The following is an 18,409-nucleotide window of genomic DNA, read 5'->3' as shown; positions in this document are numbered from 1 at the left end:
AGAGCCCATGACCGAGCCGCACGGCCCCGCCACCGCCGCCCCGGACGGCGCCGGCCCCCTGCCGTCTCGAGCCCGTCTGGACGAGCGCGGCCGCCTCGACGCGCTGGGCAGCGTCGGTGGCTGGCGCGGCATCGTCGAGGCCTCCCTGCCCACCCTCGTCTACATGGTCGGCTACGTCGCCACCCAGCAGGTGTGGCCCTCCGGCGTGGCGGCCGTCGTGGTCGCACTCGTGCTGGGCGTCGCGCGCCTCGTCCAGCGCCAGTCGCCGGTCCAGGTGCTGGCCGGCCTCGCCGTCGTCGTCCTGTCCGTCGTGGTCTCCCTGACCACCGGCCAGGCCCGCGACTACTACCTGTGGGGCTTCGTCACCAACGCCGCCTATGGCCTCGCGTTCGCGGTGTCCGCCCTCGTGGGCTGGCCCGCGGCGGGCCTGGTGCTCGGCCTCGTGCGCGCCGAGGGAACCCGCTGGCGGGCCCACCGGCGTCGGCGCCGCGCCTACGCCGCGGCCACCTGGATCCTCGTGGCCGTGTTCGCGCTGCGCCTGGCGGTGCAGGTGCCCCTCTACCTCGGGGACGCCGTCACCGCGCTCGGGGTGGCCCGCCTGGTGATGGGCCTGCCGCTCTATGCCCTGGGGCTCTGGCTCGCCTGGTCCGTCAGCTCGCCCGGTCAGGACGACGGCGTGCCGGCGGACTCCGCCGCCTCCGAACGCCCCTGAACGCGGCCCTCGCCGACGAGGAGGCGACGCAGGGCCGGCTCGGCGGAGCTGGCGGCCAGGAAGAAGAGCTCATCGCCCACCTCCAGGACCTCGTCCGCCGACGCCTGCCGGGGGGCGCCGTCGCGCACGACCGCCACGAGCGGAGCCTCCTGGGGCCAGGACACGGTGCCGATGCGCCGGCCCTCGAGCCAGTGCTCCGCCGGAACCCGGAACTCGGACAGCGCCGCGCCGCCGGCCTCCAGTCTGAGCAGACGCACGAGGTCCCCGGTCTCGACGGCCTCCTCCACGAGCGCCGTCATGATCGAGGGGGTGGACACGGCCACGTCCACACCCCACGACTCGTCGAAGAGCCAGTCGTTGAGCGGGTTGTTGACGCGGGCCACGGTGCGGCCGACGCCGAACTCCGAGCGGCTCAGCAGGGAGCACACGAGGTTGACCCGGTCGTCACCGGTCGCCGCGACGAGCACGTCCGCCTCCAGGGCGCCGCACTGCTCGAGCACGGTCAGGTCGCACGCATCCCCGAGGACGAGGCGCGCGCCGCCGACGTCGGCCTTGCGGGCCGCGTCCGTGCGCGCCTCGACGACGACCACCTCGTGGCCGTGCGCGTGCAGCTCCCGCGCGATGGAGGCGCCCACGGCGCCCGCTCCGGCGATAACAGCCCTCATGCCCGTCCCTCCTCGTCCTCGTCCGCGCCGTCCGGCACGCGTGCCTCGCCCTGCAGGGCGGCCTCCACCCGGTCCCGGCGGTCCACCGGGTAGACGGCGTGCAGCACGTCGCCCTCCTGCAGGCGGTCGCCCGGCCGGGGCAGCTGGCCGTCGCCGAGCCGGGTGAGGTAGGCGATGCGCATCCCCACCGTGGACTCGACGTCGCTCAGCCGGCGGCCCCACCACGAGGAGTGGGGGACCAGCTCGGTCACGAGCAGCCGGCCGGAGGCGTCGCGGTGCTCCGCGGCGGCGGTGCCGGCCGGCAGCAGCCGGTGCAGCACCTGGTCGGCCGTCCACTGGATCGAGGCGACCGTGGGGATGCCCAGGCGCTGGTACAGCCGGGCCCGGTCGGCGTCGTAGATGCGCGCCACCACGTGGTCCACGTGGAAGGTCTCGCGGGCCACGCGGGCGGCGATGATGTTCGTGTTGTCGTCCGCGGTCACGGCCGCCAGACCCTGCGCGCGGTCGATGCCGGCGGCGAGCAGCGCGGAGCGGTCGAAGCCCACGCCGGCCACGAGCTCGCCGGAGAAGCCGGGGGCCAGCCCCTCCACGGTCCGCGGGTCGCGGTCCACGAGGGCGACGCCGTGACCGGCCGCGTCCAGCGCGGCCGCCAGCCGGGTGCCCACCCGTCCGCCGCCGACGATCACGTAGTGGGCCATGCCCGTCCCTGCCTCTCGTGCGGTGCTCCGTGCGCCGGGGAGCCGACGCGGGCTCCATCCTCGCATCCGGCGGGCACGTCCGGGAGTATCCGCGTCGCCCCAGCACCCGGGCCCGGCGGGAGTACCGTGGTGCGGTGGCCACGCTGTCCTCCCTCCTGCGCCGCGGCCTCCTCGGTCGCCCCGTGACGTCGCACGCCGCCGACGAGCCCCGCATGAACCGGTGGCGGGCGCTGCCTGTGACGTCGTCGAACGCCTTGTCCTCCCTCGCCTACGCCCCGGACGAGATCATCCTCACCCTGGTCGCCGCCGGCACGTCCGCGCTCGCGCTCGGACCCGCCGTCGGCTGGGCCGTCGTCGCGGTGATGCTGCTCATCGTCGCGTCCTTCCGCGCCGCGGTCGCCGCCGTTCCGCACGGCGGCATCTACCACATGGCCGGCACGAAGTTCGGCCCGAGGGCCGGTGTCGTCGCCTCGGCCGCGCTCCTGCTGGACTTCGTGTTCACCGCCGCGGTCTCCGTGGCCGCCTTCGCCCACTTCGTGGCGGCGTTGGCCCCCGGACTCACCGTCGGCAGCCGCGTGCTGGTGGCCTCGGCCGCGCTCGTGGGCGTGCTGCTGGCCGCGCTCCGCGGGGTGCGGCTGTCCCGGTGGGTGCTGCCCGTGCTCGTGAGCGTGTTCGTCGCCCTGACCGCGCTGCTCGTCCTGGCGGGTCTGTGGCAGGAGGGCCGTGGGCTGCTCGGCGCGGCGCCGACGGCCGGGTGGACGCAGGAGGGCGCCGGGGTCGGCGGGACCGTCGGCACCGTGGCGACGGCGCTGCTCGCCCTGCGCGCGTTCAGCGCGGGATCGGTGCTGCTCACCGGCGTCGAGGTGCCGGTCTCGAGCACCCGCCTGATGGCCCGGCCGGCCGTGCCCACGGTGCGGTGGGTGCTCACCGTGATGGCCCTCACCCTCGGCGCGCTGACCGTGGGCGTCATGCATCTGGCCCAGCGCACCGGCGTCGTCGTCGGGCTGGAGCTGGAGAACCTCCGGGACGCCGCGGGCGGGGAGGTCACGCTCGACCGCGCCCCCGCCCCCGTGCTCGCCCAGCTCGCGGACACCGTGTACGGCCCGGGCAGCGTCCTGTCCGTCGCCACCATCGCGGCCACCGCCCTGCTCCTGCTGTTCGCGGCCAAGTCGGCGTTCCGCTCGTTCCCCGCCCTGGCCGCGCGCGTGGCCGAGGACGGCTACCTGCCCCGGCAGCTGAGGGTCCGCAGCGACCGGCTCGTGCACACGTGGAGTGTCCTCGGGATGGGGGCCGCTGCCCTCTCGCTCGTGCTGATCTTCGAGGCCCGGACCGCTCTGCTCGTGCAGCTCTACGTCATCGGAGTGCTGCTGGCCTTCACACTTGCGCAGGCCGGCATGCTGAGGCTGTGGCGCCGTCGGCTCGTGCACACGCCGGGCGCCCGGGCCCGCGCGGCCGTCCGGCTGCGCCTGATCATCACGTCGGTGGCCTGGGTGGTCACGGCGCTGGCGGGCGTCGTCGTCCTGGTCACCCGCTTCACGCAGGGCGCGTGGGTGGCGCTGCTGGCGATCGTGCTCGGCTCGCTGGTGATGGGGCGGATCCGCCGCCACTACGCGGACGTGGACCGCGAGCTCGCACCGGACCCCCAGGACGACGCGCGGGCCCTGCCCTCGCGGGTCCACGTGGTGGTCGTCGTGACCACGCTGGACCGGCCGGCACTGCGGGCGCTGGCCTACGCCCGTGCGTCGCGGCCGTCCTCGCTCGAGGCCGTCGTCGTGGACGCCGAGCGCGCCGCCACCCTGGAGGTGATCGACGCCTGGGAGCGTGCCGGCCTGCCGATGTCGCTCACCGTGATCGCCTCGCCCTACCGCGACACGGTGGCCCCCCTGGTGCGGCATGTGCGCGAGCACCGACGCCGTTCCCCGCGGGACCTGACCATGGTGTTCATCCCGGAGTACGTGGTCCGGCCGGGCTGGCGCACGCTCCTGCACAACCGGACCGCCACCCGCCAGACGCGGCGACTGCAGCGGGAGCCGGGCGTGATGGTGGGCTCGGTGCCGTGGCAGGTCCACGAGGGCCAGGGCTCTTGACCGCCCCGGCGCCCCCGGGGAGCGGCGGATGACGCCGTCCGACGGCGCGCCCACGATCGAGGCGACACAGCCGCATCGGTCTGCAAGGATGATGATGATCTGACCAGTCGATGCTCAGGGCAAGACCTGAAGCGCGCTGCGATGCGAGAGGAGCCAGACATGGCAGTCGTCGACACGTCCACAGACGTCACCGGGATCGGGAGGACCATCGAGGTGGAGGTCGGGGCCATGGCCCACGGCGGCCACTGCGTGGCCCGGCACGAGGGGCGGGTCGTCTTCGTGCGCCACGCCGTGCCCGGCGAGAAGGTCCGGGTGGCCCTGACCGAGGCCGAGGACGGGGCCCGCTTCTGGCGCGGCGACGTCGTGGAGGTGCTGCGGCCCTCCGAGTTCCGCCGCATCCACCAGTGGAAGCTCGCGGACATGCTGCGCGCCCACGCCTCGGGTCGCCCGCCCGTGGGCGGCGCCGAGTTCGGCCACATCGTGGTCCCGCACCAGCGCCGGCTCAAGGCCCAGGTCTTCCGGGACACGGTGCACCGCATCGCCGACCTCGCGGTGGAGCCGGAGGTGTGCTTCGCCGGCTCCGAGGACGAGCCCACCGGCCAGCGCTGGCGGACCCGGAACGCGTTCGCGGTGACCCCCCAGGGGCACATCGCGATGCACGCCTACCGTTCGGCGACCCTCCTGCCCGTGCGCAACATGCCGCTCGGCGTGCCCGCCCTCGACGCGCTCGCCCTGTGGGACTGGGACTTCGCCGGGGCCGCCCGCGTGGACGTCGCGACGCCGGCCTCCGGCTCCCGCCCCCTCGTGCTGGTGACGCCCACCCCGCAGACGCGGGCAGACGAGGTCAAGCTCGGCCGGCTGCGCACCCGGATCCGCCAGGCGGCCAACGCGTGCGACGTGGACGTCTCCACCGGCCTGGCCCTGCCCGGCCCGAAGCGGTTCCTGCCGGTCAAGGTCGAGCGCATCACCGGCAAGACCTGGGTCGAGGAGACCGTGGAGTCCGAGCGCGGCGGCACCAAGCGCTTCCGCGTCACGGGTGACGGCTTCTGGCAGGTCCACCAGCACGCCCCGGCCACCCTCGTGGACGCGGTGCTCGAGGACGCGCGCGTCGAGCCGGGCCAGGTCGTGGCCGACCTCTACGGCGGCGCCGGCCTGTTCAGCGCGTACCTGGCGGACGCCGTGGGACCCGAGGGCCGCGTGTACTCGGTGGAGGCCTCCCGCCAGGCCTCGAAGGACGCCCGCCGCAACCTGCACGACCAGCCGCAGGCCTCGGTGCTCAACGGCCCCACGGACAAAGTGCTCGGCAGCTGGCTGAAGTACCCCGAGCGCCCCGTGGCCGACGGCGGCCTCGGCGGTGCCGCGCTGGACACCGTCGTCCTGGACCCACCGCGGGCCGGCGCAGGGCGGCGGGCGATCGAGCGCATCCTCGCGCTCGAGCCGGGCCGCATCGTGTACGTCTCGTGCGATCCCGCTTCGTTCGCCCGGGACCTGGCGTGGCTGCGCGACGGCGGCTACGAGGTGGAGCGCGCCCGCGTGTTCGACCTCTACCCGGACACGCACCACCTCGAGTCGGTGACCGTGCTGGTGCCGGCCGCCCAGAGCGCCCCGGCCGCGGCCGCGGTCGAGATCTGATCCGGCATCCGCGCGGTGGCCTGCGGGCCGCCGCGCGCCATGCCCGCGTCACACGGGACCGGCGCGGTACCCTGGGACGCAGTGCGGCACCTGTGACGCAGACGACGCCCGTCCCGGACGGCGCGCGGTCCGCGGCCGCGGGTGACCACCCCCCACTGGACGAGCGCCCGGAGGAAACCGGGCGGGAAGAGGAGTCCTCTCGTGACCACCGTCGACAGCTTCGGCTCCAAGGGCGTCCTGGACGTCCAGGGCACCGAGTATGAGATTTTCCGTCTGAACAAGGTTGAGGGGGCGCAGAAGCTGCCCTACTCCCTGAAGGTGCTGCTGGAGAACCTGCTGCGCACCGAGGACGGCGCCAACGTGACCGCCGACCAGATCAAGGCCCTGGCCGCCTGGGACCCGAACGCCCAGCCGGACACCGAGATCCAGTTCTCGCCGGCGCGCGTGATCATGCAGGACTTCACCGGCGTGCCCTGCGTCGTGGACCTGGCCACCATGCGTGAGGCCATCCAGGACCTGGGCGGCGACGCGGAGCGCGTGAACCCGCTCTCCCCGGCCGAGCTCGTGATCGACCACTCCGTGCAGATCGACTCCTTCGGCAACGACGCCGCCATCGAGCGGAACATGGAGATCGAGTACGAGCGCAACGGGGAGCGCTACAAGTTCCTGCGCTGGGGCCAGACCGCCTTCGACGACTTCAAGGTCGTCCCCCCGGGCATGGGCATCGTCCACCAGGTCAACATCGAGCACCTGGCCCGCACCGTGATGACCCGCGAGGTCGACGGCGTGCTGCGCGCCTACCCGGACTCCTGCGTCGGCACCGACTCGCACACCACCATGGTCAACGGCCTGGGCGTGCTCGGCTGGGGCGTCGGCGGCATCGAGGCCGAGGCCGCGATGCTCGGCCAGCCCGTGTCCATGCTGATCCCGCGGGTCGTGGGCTTCAAGCTGACCGGCAGCATCCCCTCCGGCGCCACCGCGACCGACGTCGTGCTGACCATCACCGAGATGCTCCGCCAGCACGGCGTGGTCGGCAAGTTCGTCGAGTTCTACGGCGAGGGCGTCGGCTCCGTGCCCCTGGCCAACCGCGCCACCATCGGCAACATGTCGCCCGAGTTCGGCTCCACCGTCGCGATCTTCCCGATCGACGAGGTCACCCTCGACTACCTGCGCCTGACCGGTCGCTCCGAGGAGCAGGTCGCCCTTGTGGAGGCGTACACCAAGGAGCAGGGGATGTGGCACGACCCGTCCTCCGAGGTCGCGTACTCCGAGTACCTCGAGCTGGACCTGTCCACCGTGGTGCCCTCCATCTCCGGCCCGAAGCGCCCCCAGGACCGCATCGAGCTCACCGACGCCAAGGACCAGTTCCGCAAGGACCTGCACAACTACGCCACGGAGGACGAGGCCGGCAAGGGCCGCCCGTCCAAGCTCGTGGACGTGGTCATGGCGGACGGCCGCCAGTTCCAGCTGGACCACGGCGCCGTGGCCATCGCCTCGATCACCTCGTGCACCAACACGTCCAACCCGTCCGTGATGATGGCGGCCGGTGTGCTGGCCCGCAACGCTGTCGCCAAGGGCCTGAAGTCCAAGCCGTGGGTGAAGACCTCCGTGGCCCCGGGCTCCCGCGTGGTGACCGACTACTACGAGAAGTCCGGGCTGCGCGAGTCCCTCAACGACCTCGGCTTCAACGTGGTCGGCTACGGCTGCACCACCTGCATCGGCAACTCCGGCCCGCTGGAGTCCGAGATCGCCGAGGCCATCCAGGAGAACGACCTGTCCGTGACCGCGGTTCTCTCCGGCAACCGCAACTTCGAGGGCCGCATCAACCCGGACGTGAAGATGAACTACCTGGCCTCCCCGCCACTGGTGGTCGCCTACGCTCTGGCCGGCACCATGGACTTCGACTTCGAGAGCGAGGCCCTGGGCCAGGACACCGCGGGCAACGACGTCTTCCTCAAGGACATCTGGCCGGACCCGACCGAGGTCGAGAAGATCATCGACGCGTCGATCGACACCGAGATGTTCATCTCGCAGTACGCCACGATCTTCGACGGCGACGAGCGCTGGCAGTCCTTGGAGACCCCCTCGGGCTCCACCTTCGAGTGGGACGAGAAGTCCACCTACGTGCGCAAGCCCCCGTACTTCGAGGGCATGACCATGCAGCCGGACCCGGTGTCGGACATCTCCGGCGCCCGCGTCCTGCTCAAGCTGGGCGACTCCGTGACCACGGACCACATCTCCCCGGCCGGCTCCTTCAAGGCGGACACCCCGGCGGGCCGCTACCTGCTGGAGAACGGCGTGCAGCGCAAGGACTTCAACTCCTACGGCTCCCGTCGTGGCAACCACGAGGTGATGATCCGCGGCACGTTCGCGAACATCCGCATCAAGAACCAGCTGCTCGACGGCGTGGAGGGCGGCTTCACCCGCGACTTCACCCAGGAGGGCGCCCCGCAGGCCTACGTGTACGACGCGGCGCAGAACTACGCCAAGCAGGGCATCCCGCTGGTGGTCCTGGCCGGCAAGGAGTACGGTTCCGGCTCCTCCCGTGACTGGGCGGCCAAGGGCACCGCGCTCCTGGGCGTCAAGGCCGTGATCACCGAGTCCTTCGAGCGCATCCACCGCTCGAACCTCATCGGCATGGGCGTGCTGCCGCTGCAGTTCCCCGAGGGTGAGAACGCCGACTCGCTGGGCCTGACCGGCACCGAGACCTTCGATATCTCCGGCATCACCGCCCTCAACGAGGGCACCACGCCGAAGACCGTGAAGGTCACGGCCACCGGCGAGGACGGCAAGGTCACCGACTTCGACGCGGTCGTCCGCATCGACACCCCCGGTGAGGCCGAGTACTACCGCAACGGCGGCATCCTGCAGTACGTGCTCCGTCAGATCGCCTCGAAGGCCTGATCCACGGGACATCGCCCGCGCGCGGGCATCACGACGGCGGCCCGCCGCCCTCCGCACGGAGGGCGGCGGGCCGCCGTCGTCGTCGTGGGCGCCGGGGCCGACGCCGCCGCCTGCGTCCCGCCCGGGTGCGGACCCGCGGAGTAGGCTGGTCGGACCATGGAACATCTGCCCCTCACGAGCCCCGGCGCCCCGCTGCTGCCGCAGATCGCCCGCCCGGCGGACCTGTCGGCCCTCACGGAGGACCAGTTGACCGCGCTGGCGGCGGAGATCCGCGCCTACCTGATCGCCCACGTCTCCAAGACGGGCGGCCACCTCGGACCGAACCTGGGCGTCGTCGAGCTGACGCTGGCCGTGCACCGCGTGTTCGAGTCGCCGAAGGACGCGGTCATCTTCGACACGGGCCACCAGTCGTACGTGCACAAGCTGCTCACCGGACGCCAGGACTTCACGACGCTCCGCCAGGAGGGGGGCCTGTCCGGCTACGGCGACCGCACCGAGTCCGAGCACGACGTGGTGGAGTCCTCGCACGCCTCCAGCTCGCTCTCCTGGGCGGACGGCATCGCGCGGGCCTGGGCGCAGACCGGGCAGGGGGACCGCACCGTGGTGGCCGTGATCGGCGACGGCGCGCTCACGGGGGGCATGGCCTGGGAGGCGGTCAACAACATCGCCGCCGGCCGGGATCGGCGCGTGGTGATCGTGGTCAACGACAACGGCCGCTCGTACGCGCCCACGGTGGGCGGCGTCGCCGAGCACCTGGGTGGACTGCGCCGCGGGGTGCTGGACAAGGTGCGCACCCACCACCGCTACGAGCAGACCCTCGACTACCTCAAGCGCCGCCTCCAGGAGGCTGGCCTCGCGGGTGAGCTGGTGTACCGGCCACTGCACGCGGCGAAGAAGGGCCTCAAGGACCTCTGGGCGCCGCAGGGCTTGTTCGAGGACCTGGGCATGAAGTACATCGGCCCGGTGGACGGTCACGACCTCATCGCCATGGAGGAGGCCCTCGAGGACGCGCGGGCGTACGGCGGGCCCGTGATCGTCCACGCGATGACCGAGAAGGGGCACGGCTACGCGCCGGCGGTCGCGCACGAGGCGGACCAGTTCCACGCGATCGGCGTGATCGACCCCTCCACGGGCGAGCCCATCACCTCGTCGACGGCCCAGTCCTGGACCTCCGTGTTCGGCGAGGAGATGGTCGCGATCGCGGACGAGCGGCCGGACGTCGTGGCCATCACCGCCGCCATGCAGAACCCCGTGGGCCTGGCCCCGATGGCGCTGGCCCACCCGGACCGGGTGTTCGACGTCGGCATCGCCGAGCAGCACGCGGTCACGTCGGCCGCCGGCATGGCCTTCGGCGGCCTGCACCCCGTGGTGGCCGTCTACGCGACCTTCCTCAACCGCGCGTACGACCAGGTGCTCATGGACGTGGGCCTGCACCGTGCGGGCGTGACGTTCGTGCTGGACCGCGCGGGCGTCACCGGGCCGGACGGCCCCAGCCACCACGGCATGTGGGACCTGGCCCTGCTGCAGTCGGTCCCGGGGCTGCGGATCTCCGCGCCCCGTGACGCGGACACGCTCCGGGAGGAGCTGCGCGAGGCCGTCGCCGTCGAGGACGCGCCCACCGTGGTGCGGTTCGCGAAGGGCTCGGTCGGCGAGTCGGTGCGTGCCCTGGAGCGGCTGTCGGACGGCACGGACGTGCTCGCCCGGCGCGGCGAGGCCGGCGGACGCGACGGCGCCGAGCGGGACGTGCTGATCGTGGCGGTGGGTGCGATGGCCGAGCTCGGCCTCGACGTCGCCGAACGGCTCGAGCGGCACGGCATCAGCGCCACGGTGATCGACCCGCGGTGGGTCCTGCCCGTGGCCCGATCCGTGATCGACACGGCCGCCCGCCACCGGATCGTCGTGTGCCTCGAGGACGGGGTGCGGGCCGGCGGCGTCGGCTCGCGGATCCGCCAGGAGATGCGTGCGGCCGGCGTGGACACGGCCCTGAACGAGGTTGGCCTGCCGGTCGAGTTCCTCGCCCACGGCAGCCGCGAGCAGGTGCTGGCCCGCGTGGGCCTCACCGCGCAGCGCATCACCCTGGACACCGTCGCCCAGGTCCTCGGCGCCAAGGTCCCGTACGCCCGGCCCGTCCCCGAGGACGCGGCCGCCCCCCACCACCAGGAGCAGGCATGAGCATCGTCCGGTTGTACCGTGAGACCGTCGGTGACGACGGCGCCCGGCTCTTCGAGTATCGCGAGGCATGGGCCGACGCGGAGGCCGGGGAGTTCGTGGTCCACCACGGTCGGGTCGGCCAGCCCGGCACCGTCGGGGAGCAGCCCCTGGCCGACCAGGCCGAGGGTGATCAGCTGCTGGCCGCGTTCGTGGCACAGGGCGCGGAGGAGGGCTTCACCGAGGCGGACCCCGCGACCTTCGCCGTGTTGCCGGTGGCCTACCGGCTCCGCGGCCGGGAGGCCACGGCGATCGAGCGGCGCACCGTCGAGCGGCTGCGCGTCGAGGTGACCCACCAGCTCGCCTGGCGCGGTCTCGGCGAGGTCGAGGACCTCGTCGACGAGGTCGGTGCCCTCGTGCTGCGCGTGCGGACCCCCCACGCCCGCAAGGCCGCCGCCGAGATCCCGGCGGCCGCCAAGCGCGCCGACGGCGTGCAGCCGAACAAGGTGGACGTCCGCACCGCAGAGCAGGAGGGCTGACCCGTGCGCCACACCCGTCTCGGCCGCTCCGGGCTGACCGTCTCCGTCGTCGGCTTGGGCTGCAACAACCTCGGCCGCCCCGGCACCGCCACGCTGGAGCAGGCCGGCACCGACGCCGTCGTCCACGCCGCGCTCGACGCCGGCATCACCTTCTTCGACGTCGCCGACGTCTACGGCGCGGAGCCCGGCCTGTCCGAGGAGCGGCTCGGCCGCGCCCTCGGTGCCCGCCGCAACGAGGTGGTGATCGGCACCAAGTTCGGCATGGACATGGGCGGCGTCGCCGGTGACGACGGCGGCGCGCGGGGCTCACGCCGGTACATCGTGCGCGCCGTCGAGGACTCCCTGCGCCGCCTCGGCACCGACTGGATCGACCTCTACCAGTTCCACACCCCGGACCCGGCCACGCCCATCGAGGAGACCCTCCGCGCGCTCGACGACCTCGTGCGCGCCGGCAAGGTCCGCTACGTGGGCCACTCGAACCGGGCCGGCTGGCAGATCGCCCAGGCCGAGTACGTGGCTCGCGAGCTGGGCGTGGAGCGCTTCGTGTCCACGCAGAACCACTACAACCTGCTGGACCGCCGGGCCGAGCTCGAGGTGGTCCCGGCGGCGGCCGAGTTCGGGCTTGGCGTCCTGCCGTACTTCCCCCTGGCCAACGGGCTGCTCACGGGCAAATACTCGCAGGGCGACGCCCCCGAGGGCTCGCGCCTGTCCCACGTGCGCCAGCACATGGTGGCCGACGCCGACCTGGAGCAGCTGGCCGCGTTCGGCCGGTTCGCCCGGGAGCGGGGGATCACCGAGGTCCAGGCCGCGATCGGGTGGCTGGCGGCGCAGGGACCGGTGTCCTCCGTGATCGCCGGCGCCACCCGTGCCGCGCAGGTCGTGGAGAACGCGGCGGCGGCCGACTGGCTCGCCACCGCGGAGGACCTGGCCGAGCTGGACGCCCTGTTCCCGGGCCCGGAGAAGGTCGCGCTCTTCTGATGGCCGGCGCGCTGACCGGCGCGGCCGCCGCGAACCCGCTCGTGCCGACGCCGGGGGAGGCCGCCCTGGGCTGGACCGTGTCCGTCGTGGCCGGTGCGCTGTGGGTGGCCGGCTTCGTCTCGCTGGGCCGCAGCCCCCTGGACGCCCGGGCGCGCCTGCCGTGGGTCGGCCTCATGCTGCTACTGCCGGTGCTGGGGGCGCTCATCTGGTTCTGGTGGCGGCACCGCTACTACCCGGCGCGGCGGCGCGAGCAGCCGGCGTGGGACCCCAACGACCGCTCCGCCGTCGTGATGCCCCCGCGGCGGCGCTGCGGCGCGCCGGAGGACTGAGCAGGGCTCAGAGCTTGACGACGATGCGGTCGTCGACGACGGCCGCGTCGTAGTCCATGAGGGCCTTGCGGGCCGGGCCGCCGAACGGCTTCCCGGAGGTGACGTCGAAGTGCGAGCCGTGGCAGGGGCAGGCGTAGGCCGGGCCCTCCTGCCGGTCCACGACCTGGAGCAGGCAGCCCTGATGCGTGCACACGTTGGTGAAGGCGGTCACCGTGGTCTCGTCCACGCGATGCATCATCAGCGTCCGACCCTGCACCTGCACCTCCCGGGAGGCGCCCACGGGCAGCTCGGCGGCGGGCAGCGCGTCGACGGCGTCGGAGCCGGTGTAGTGGTCCTGCGCGGTGTCCTTCTCACGCAGCCGGTCCGTGCAGCCGGCCAGCGCGAGTGTGCCGGCACCCGCGGCGGCGACGGCGGCGCTGCGGCCCAGGACGGTGCGGCGGGAGGTGTCCGGGCGGGCGTGGTCGTCGCAGCAGCCGGACCGGGAGGAGTTCGGGGTGAGGGGGGAGTCCTGCGTGGTCATCGACCCATTATCGCCCGTGGCGAGGGCGGATGCGACCGGGCCCGACGGGTGCGAGGATCGGGGGGACGGACCCCCGAGCCCCAGGAGCACCGCCGTGACCCACCCCGCCCCGCGCCCCACCGGCGCCGCCCGTTTCGACCTCACTCCCTTCGAGCGGTGGGAGGCCGTGACCCTCGACGACGTGCACGTCGGCTTCCTGCACCGGGTGCTGGAGGACGGCGTGCTGACCACCCGCATGGGCTTCGCCCCCACGCCCGCCCAGCGCGCCGCCCGCGGTGGACTGCCCGAGCGCTACCTCGCCCAGACGCAGGTCGGCTTCACGCCCGACGGGGACGGCTGGGCATGGACGACCCACGAGGACTCCGCCGGAGCCCAGCGGGTGCGCATCGACCGTGAGCGGGCCGGCATCGACGCCGCGGTGCTGCCCTCGTACGCGGAGTACCTCCTCCTCGCGCGGGTGGCCGCCGAGGGCCCGCTCGCCGTGGACCGGCTCGAGGAGGCCTCGCCCCTGCAGGGCGGGCTGCGCGTGCCCCGCGCCGAGCTGCGCCCGGCGGACGCGGGCGGGTCGGACGTGCGGGTGGCCGTCGTCGCGGACGGCGTGGAGCTGGGGGCGCACCTCGTGCGCGAGGGCGCCGTGGTCGCCTCCGACTGGGGCGGGGGCACCGCCTCGACCCCCGTGGCCGACCAGGCCGCGGCGACCGCCGGGCTCGACGCGCACGTGGTGACGTTCGCCGGGCTGCCGATCGCCTGAGCCGTGGGCCGGGCCGTCGCGGACGGCCCGGCCGGGGCCGGTCAGGCCTGCGCGGCCGGGTGGAAGCGCCGCCCGTTCACCCGCTCGGCGGCCCCGCAGTCGTCCAGGTACGGCGTGATGCCGCCCAGGTGCAGGGGCCAGTTGGCGCCGAGGATCATGCACAGGTCCACGTCCTCGGGGGCCGCGACGACGCGCTCGTCCAGGAGCAGGCCGATCTCCTCGGCCAGCGCGTCCTCGACCCGGCGCAGCAGCTCCTCGGAGGTCTGCGGGGTCGAGCCCTGCTCCAGCAGGGCCGCGGTCGCCTCCGGGATCTGCTCGCCGGTCGCGCCGGCGGCCTCCTCGTCGCGCCGGTCGGGGCGGACGTCCTTGGCCCAGATCGCGGTCTTGCCGGCGTCGATCAGGCGCTGCAGGTTCGCCGAGACCGGGAAGCGCTCCGCGCCGAAGGACGCGGAGAGGGACTCGGACACGTGCTGGGCCACGGGGATGCCGACCATGGCCAGGAGGGTGAACGGCGTCATCGGCAGGGCCAGCGGGTCCAGCGCGTGGTCGGCCTCGTGCGCGTCGGTGCCCTCGTCGAAGGAGTTCTGCACCTCGCCCATCATGCGCAGCAGGACGCGGTTGACCACGAACGCGGTGGCGTCGTGGACGAGCACGCCGGTCTTGCGGAGCCGGCGGGTCAGTTCGAACGCGGTGGCCACGACCTCGTCCGTCGTCGCCTCGGTCCGCACGATCTCCACGAGCGGCATGACCGCCACCGGGTTGAAGAAGTGGAAGCCCACGAGGCGCTCGGGACGCTCGAGGACCTCGGCCATGGCGGCCACGGACAGGCTCGAGGTGTTGGTCATCAGGATGGCGTCCTCACGCACGATGCCCTCGAGCTCGCGGAAGACGGTGCGCTTGACCTCGAGCTCCTCGAAGACGGCCTCGATGACGATGTCGGCGTCCGCGTACACCGCCTTGTCCGTGTCCGCGGTGATCAACCCGGCCAGGGCCTCGCCGTCCTCGGCGGAGAGCCGTCCACGGGAGACCATCTTCTCGACCTGCGCGCGCACGCCCGCCAGGCCGCGCTCGACACGCTCGGCGTCGACGTCCGTCATCACGACGGGCACCCGCAGGTGCCGGGCGAAGACGAGGGCGAGCTGGCCGGCCATCAGGCCTGCACCGACGATGCCGACCTTGCGGACCTCGCGGGCGAGCTCGCGGCCCGGGTCGCCGGCGGGGCGCTTGGCGCGGCCCTGGACGAGGTCGAGGAACGCGTACACGGTGCGGCGGAACTCGGGGGAGTGCAGCAGGGTCCCGAGGGCGTCCGCCTCGGCCTGGGCGGACTCGGCGCGGGTGCGCGTGCGGGCGCCGGTGAACAGGTCCTCCAGGTGGCGGCGTGCCGGCAGGTGGCGTCCGGGGCGAGCGGCCTGCAGCCGCTCCAGCGCCGCCAGGGCGCGGTCCCAGGCGGCGTCGGACACGTCGCGGTCGCGGTGGGCGGCCAGTTCGGCCGCCACGGACTCGTCCCCCGTGACCAGGGCGCCGGCGAGCTCGAGGCCGGCGTCGAGGAGGTCCCCCTCGGCGATCCGGTCCATGAGGCCGAGCCCGTGCGCGGCGCGGGCGTCGAGCATGCGGTTGTCGTCGAGGGGGTTCTTCAGCACGACGTCGACGGCGGCCTCCGGGCCGATCAGGTGGGGCACGCGCCACACGCCGGACCAGCCGGGGATCAGGCCGAGCCGGACCTCGGGCAGGCCGAAGCCCTTCGCGTCGGCGGCCACCACGCGGTGTCCGGCGGCCAGGGCCAGCTCGAGGCCGCCGCCGAGGGCGAGGCCGTTCACGAGCGCGACCGTGGGGATCTCGAGGGCCGCGAGCCGGTCGTAGACGGCGTGGCCGAGCAGGGCCAGGTCGCGGCCGACGTCGTCGGTGAGGCCCGCGATCAGGGACAGGTCCGCCCCGGCCGCGAAGGTCCCCTCCACACCGGTCACGGCCAGGGCCTGGATCTCGCCCGCGGCGGCCCGGGCGGCCTGCTCGTCGAGCACCCGGCCGAGGCCGAGGAGCGTGGCCGGGCCCAGGGTCGCGGGCCGGCGGGGTCCCTGCCCGTTGTCCAGCGTGAGCAGCGCGAGCGTGCCCGCACCCTCGGGCAGGGCGTGGTCGGTCACGGTGACGGTGGTGACGACCTCATCCGGGGCCAGGGCGGGCAGGTGGTCGAAGGAAGCAAGAGAAACGGATGTCATGCGGGTCACACTACCGGCGAGTAGCCTCCGCGTCGACGCGACGCGACGGACCGATCCGGCCGGCCGCGTCGGGGGGTCAGGCGTCGGCGGGATCGGGGTCCAGCAGCGCGACCGTGACGATCGCGCCGACGTTCTCCACCTGCCACGGGCGCGCGCCCCGCTCCGTCAGGAACGCGTCCACGGTCTCGGGGGTGATCGGGGCGGGCGGGGTCCAGCAGATCCGCCGGAGGGTGTCCGGGGTGAGGAGGTTCTCGGTGGGCATCCCCAGCTGCTCGGCCCGACGGGCGACGCGGGCCTTGGCCGTGCGCAGGCGGCGGTCCGCCACCGGGTCCCGGTCCTTCCAGGCCCGGGGTGGGGGCGGGCCGTCCCCGGTGCGGACCTGCGCCGCGGGGGCGTCGCCCCGCTCGGCGTCCTCGACGCCGGCCCGGATCGCGGCGATCCAGCGCGGAGCCTCGCGGCTCGCGGCGCGGCCGTGGAAGCCGGAGGTCTGGCGCAGGGCGGGGACGGTGCGCGGCTGGGCGGCCGCGGCGGCGACGATCGACCGGTCCGGGATGAGCCGGCCGGGGGCGACGTCGCGGTGGCGGGCGAGGTCCTCGCGGGCCTCCCACAGGCGCTTGAGGACCGCGCGCTGCACGGGGCGGCGCAGTGTCTGGGAGCCCGAGGTGCCGCGCCAGGGGTCCTTCTTCGGCGTGGGCGGCGGGGCCGTGCGCACGTGCTCGAACTCCTGCTCGGCCCACGCGAGCTTGCCGTCGGCCTCGAGGCGCGCGATCAGGGCCTCGCGCAGCGGGACGAGCAGCTCGACGTCGAGCGCCGCGTAGGCGAGCATCGCCTCGGGCAGCGGACGCACCGACCAGTCGGCGGCCGAATGCTCCTTGGCGAGGGTGACCCCCAGCAGCTCCTCCAGGACCGCGGCCAGGCCGACGCGCGGCAGGCCGGCCACCCGGGCCGCGACCTCGGTGTCGAACAGCCGATCGGGGCGCAGCCCCTGCTCGGCCAGGCAGGGCAGGTCCTGGCTGGCCGCGTGCAGGATCCACTCGACGCCCGCGAGGGCCTCCTGCAGCGGGGCCAGCCCGTCGAGGGCCTCGGGATCGACGAGCCAGATGCCGGCGCCCTCGCGCTTGAGCTGGACGAGCATGGCCCGCTGGCCGTACCGGATCCCGGAGGCGCGCTCCGCGTCGACGGCGACCGGCCCGGTCCCCGCGGCGAGCGCCGCGGCGCAGGCCTCCAGACGCGCGCGGGTGTCGGTGAGCCGGGGGACTCCACCGGCCGGTGTGGCGATCAGCCGCGGGGGCGCGTCCGGGGCGGCCGTCTCGGGGGCGTCGGTCATGCTGCTCCTGTTCGGGGAGGTCGGGGCGGGGACGGGCCGGGGCCCGGTGTGACGGAGGCGCGGGCGCGCGGTCAGGGGCCGGCCGTGTGGACGTCCGCGGCGTGCTCGGGCGGCAGACCGGCGAACGCGCAGATCATGTCCGACCACGCCTCGAGATGCGAGCCGAGGTCCCGCGGGGCCGGGGTCCACGAGGCGCGCAGCTCGATGTCGGTGGTGTCCGGGGCCGCACTGAGCGTCCCGAAGCCCTCCGCGATGCTGCGCGTCGCGGTGCCGCCGGCGTGGGAGTGCTCGGCGTGGCGGCGCTCGAGCGCCTCCACGAGCCACGTCCACGCGACGGCGCCGGCCAGCTGGTCGAGTGCGACGTCCGGTTCCAGGCTCGCACGGATCCAGGTCACCGCCCGGAAGCCTCCCGGCCACCGGGCGTCCGGGGCCGGGTCGTGCAGGAGGACGAACCGCCCCGTGGCCAGCACGCCGCCGGTCGCGCCCGGCCCGTCGCACACGTCGGCGGCGAGGGCGACGGCGAAGGGCGCCTGCCCCTCGGGTGCCGGGATCTCCCGCAGCCGCACCTCGGTCCGTGGCCGCGCATCGCGCAGGTCCGCCAGGGCACGCCGGAACACCCCCGGCGGCACGGGCGCCTCGACCGCTCCGGGGGCGGCGGAGAGGCGACGGGGCCCGATCACGCTCATGCCCGTCAGCCTAGGTGTTGTGGGTCATGAGGTTCTTGACATCCGTACTGGACTGAGATGAGACGAGTGGGCCTCTCCCGCAGGATGGAAGTTCCTACACCACCGACCTGCCCGAAAAGACCCACTCATGACTCACGCTAACGCACCCCTGACCCCGACCGGCCGTCTCAGGATGGTCCACCGCCACCTGCACGACGGCATCCCGCAGGCACACGTGGCA

The 18,409-nt window shown here is 74.1% G+C and carries 15 protein-coding genes; 9 read left to right on the top strand and 6 right to left on the bottom strand.

What is annotated here, in order from left to right; translation table 11 throughout:
- Positions 1–7: 7 nt before the first annotated feature.
- Positions 8–712, top strand: coding sequence for a DUF3159 domain-containing protein (locus tag ACUJ8O_RS10245; protein WP_010078552.1), 705 nt, complete (start codon positions 8–10; stop codon positions 710–712).
- Here ACUJ8O_RS10245 and ACUJ8O_RS10240 read toward each other — a convergent pair.
- Positions 664–1,377, bottom strand: coding sequence for a potassium channel family protein (locus tag ACUJ8O_RS10240; protein ID WP_041779781.1), 714 nt, complete (start codon positions 1,375–1,377; stop codon positions 664–666). The two genes, ACUJ8O_RS10245 and ACUJ8O_RS10240, sit on opposite strands and share 49 nt — an antisense overlap.
- Positions 1,374–2,075 (bottom strand): potassium channel family protein, encoded by a 702-nt coding sequence (locus ACUJ8O_RS10235; RefSeq protein WP_095347592.1) that lies wholly within the window; start codon positions 2,073–2,075, stop codon positions 1,374–1,376. Before ACUJ8O_RS10235 ends, ACUJ8O_RS10240 begins: the two co-directional genes overlap by 4 nt.
- A 134-nt stretch (positions 2,076–2,209) precedes the next feature.
- On the opposite strand from ACUJ8O_RS10235, the gene ACUJ8O_RS10230 reads away from it, so the two are divergent.
- From ACUJ8O_RS10230 to ACUJ8O_RS10200, 7 genes are all read left to right on the top strand, one after another.
- Positions 2,210–4,162: an APC family permease gene (locus ACUJ8O_RS10230; RefSeq protein ID WP_445373356.1), complete on the top strand. Its 1,953-nt coding sequence runs from the start codon at positions 2,210–2,212 to the stop codon at positions 4,160–4,162.
- A 159-nt stretch (positions 4,163–4,321) separates the two neighbouring features.
- Positions 4,322–5,794 (top strand): class I SAM-dependent RNA methyltransferase, encoded by a 1,473-nt coding sequence (locus ACUJ8O_RS10225; RefSeq protein WP_036337017.1) that lies wholly within the window; start codon positions 4,322–4,324, stop codon positions 5,792–5,794.
- A gap of 201 nt (positions 5,795–5,995) precedes the next feature.
- A complete protein-coding gene (acnA, locus tag ACUJ8O_RS10220) occupies positions 5,996–8,698 on the top strand; it encodes an aconitate hydratase AcnA (RefSeq protein ID WP_095347591.1) in 2,703 nt (900 codons plus the stop codon).
- 156 nt (positions 8,699–8,854) lie between these two features.
- Complete coding sequence (dxs, locus tag ACUJ8O_RS10215) at positions 8,855–10,870, top strand: 1-deoxy-D-xylulose-5-phosphate synthase (RefSeq protein ID WP_445373355.1); 2,016 nt, start codon at positions 8,855–8,857, stop codon at positions 10,868–10,870.
- On the top strand, positions 10,867–11,385 hold the full coding sequence (locus ACUJ8O_RS10210; protein ID WP_152743532.1) for a hypothetical protein: 519 nt from the start codon (positions 10,867–10,869) through the stop codon (positions 11,383–11,385). The genes dxs and ACUJ8O_RS10210 overlap by 4 nt, the downstream gene beginning before the upstream one ends.
- Before the next feature lie 3 nt (positions 11,386–11,388).
- Positions 11,389–12,363 carry an aldo/keto reductase gene (locus ACUJ8O_RS10205; protein WP_036337023.1) on the top strand — a complete coding sequence of 325 codons (975 nt, stop codon included), beginning with the start codon at positions 11,389–11,391 and terminating at the stop codon, positions 12,361–12,363.
- Positions 12,363–12,692 carry a PLD nuclease N-terminal domain-containing protein gene (locus ACUJ8O_RS10200; RefSeq protein WP_445373354.1) on the top strand — a complete coding sequence of 110 codons (330 nt, stop codon included), beginning with the start codon at positions 12,363–12,365 and terminating at the stop codon, positions 12,690–12,692. The genes ACUJ8O_RS10205 and ACUJ8O_RS10200 overlap by 1 nt, the downstream gene beginning before the upstream one ends.
- A 7-nt stretch (positions 12,693–12,699) precedes the next feature.
- Here the strand turns inward: ACUJ8O_RS10200 and ACUJ8O_RS10195 are convergent, their stop codons facing one another.
- The gene (locus ACUJ8O_RS10195) at positions 12,700–13,212 is read right to left on the bottom strand and encodes a Rieske (2Fe-2S) protein (RefSeq protein ID WP_152743534.1); all 513 of its coding nucleotides are present in this window, start codon (positions 13,210–13,212) and stop codon (positions 12,700–12,702) included.
- A gap of 94 nt (positions 13,213–13,306) precedes the next feature.
- On the opposite strand from ACUJ8O_RS10195, the gene ACUJ8O_RS10190 reads away from it, so the two are divergent.
- Entirely contained in the window at positions 13,307–13,963 is a 657-nt protein-coding gene (locus tag ACUJ8O_RS10190; RefSeq protein WP_036382836.1) for a hypothetical protein, read from the top strand.
- 41 nt (positions 13,964–14,004) lie between these two features.
- On the opposite strand, the gene ACUJ8O_RS10185 is transcribed toward ACUJ8O_RS10190, so the two are convergent.
- The 3 genes from ACUJ8O_RS10185 to ACUJ8O_RS10175 form a co-directional block, all read right to left on the bottom strand.
- Complete coding sequence (locus ACUJ8O_RS10185) at positions 14,005–16,176, bottom strand: 3-hydroxyacyl-CoA dehydrogenase NAD-binding domain-containing protein (RefSeq protein WP_179297169.1); 2,172 nt, start codon at positions 16,174–16,176, stop codon at positions 14,005–14,007.
- 76 nt (positions 16,177–16,252) lie between these two features.
- On the bottom strand, positions 16,253–17,503 hold the full coding sequence (locus ACUJ8O_RS10180) for a ribonuclease D (RefSeq protein WP_445373353.1): 1,251 nt from the start codon (positions 17,501–17,503) through the stop codon (positions 16,253–16,255).
- Positions 17,504–17,574: 71 nt separating this feature from the next.
- Positions 17,575–18,189 carry a DUF3000 domain-containing protein gene (locus ACUJ8O_RS10175; RefSeq protein WP_020627849.1) on the bottom strand — a complete coding sequence of 205 codons (615 nt, stop codon included), beginning with the start codon at positions 18,187–18,189 and terminating at the stop codon, positions 17,575–17,577.
- Positions 18,190–18,409 lie beyond the last annotated feature (220 nt).

The sequence above is a fragment of the Micrococcus sp. EWR3.9.1 genome (genome assembly GCF_052615555.1).
This window is presented reverse-complemented; position numbering and strand designations above follow the sequence as displayed.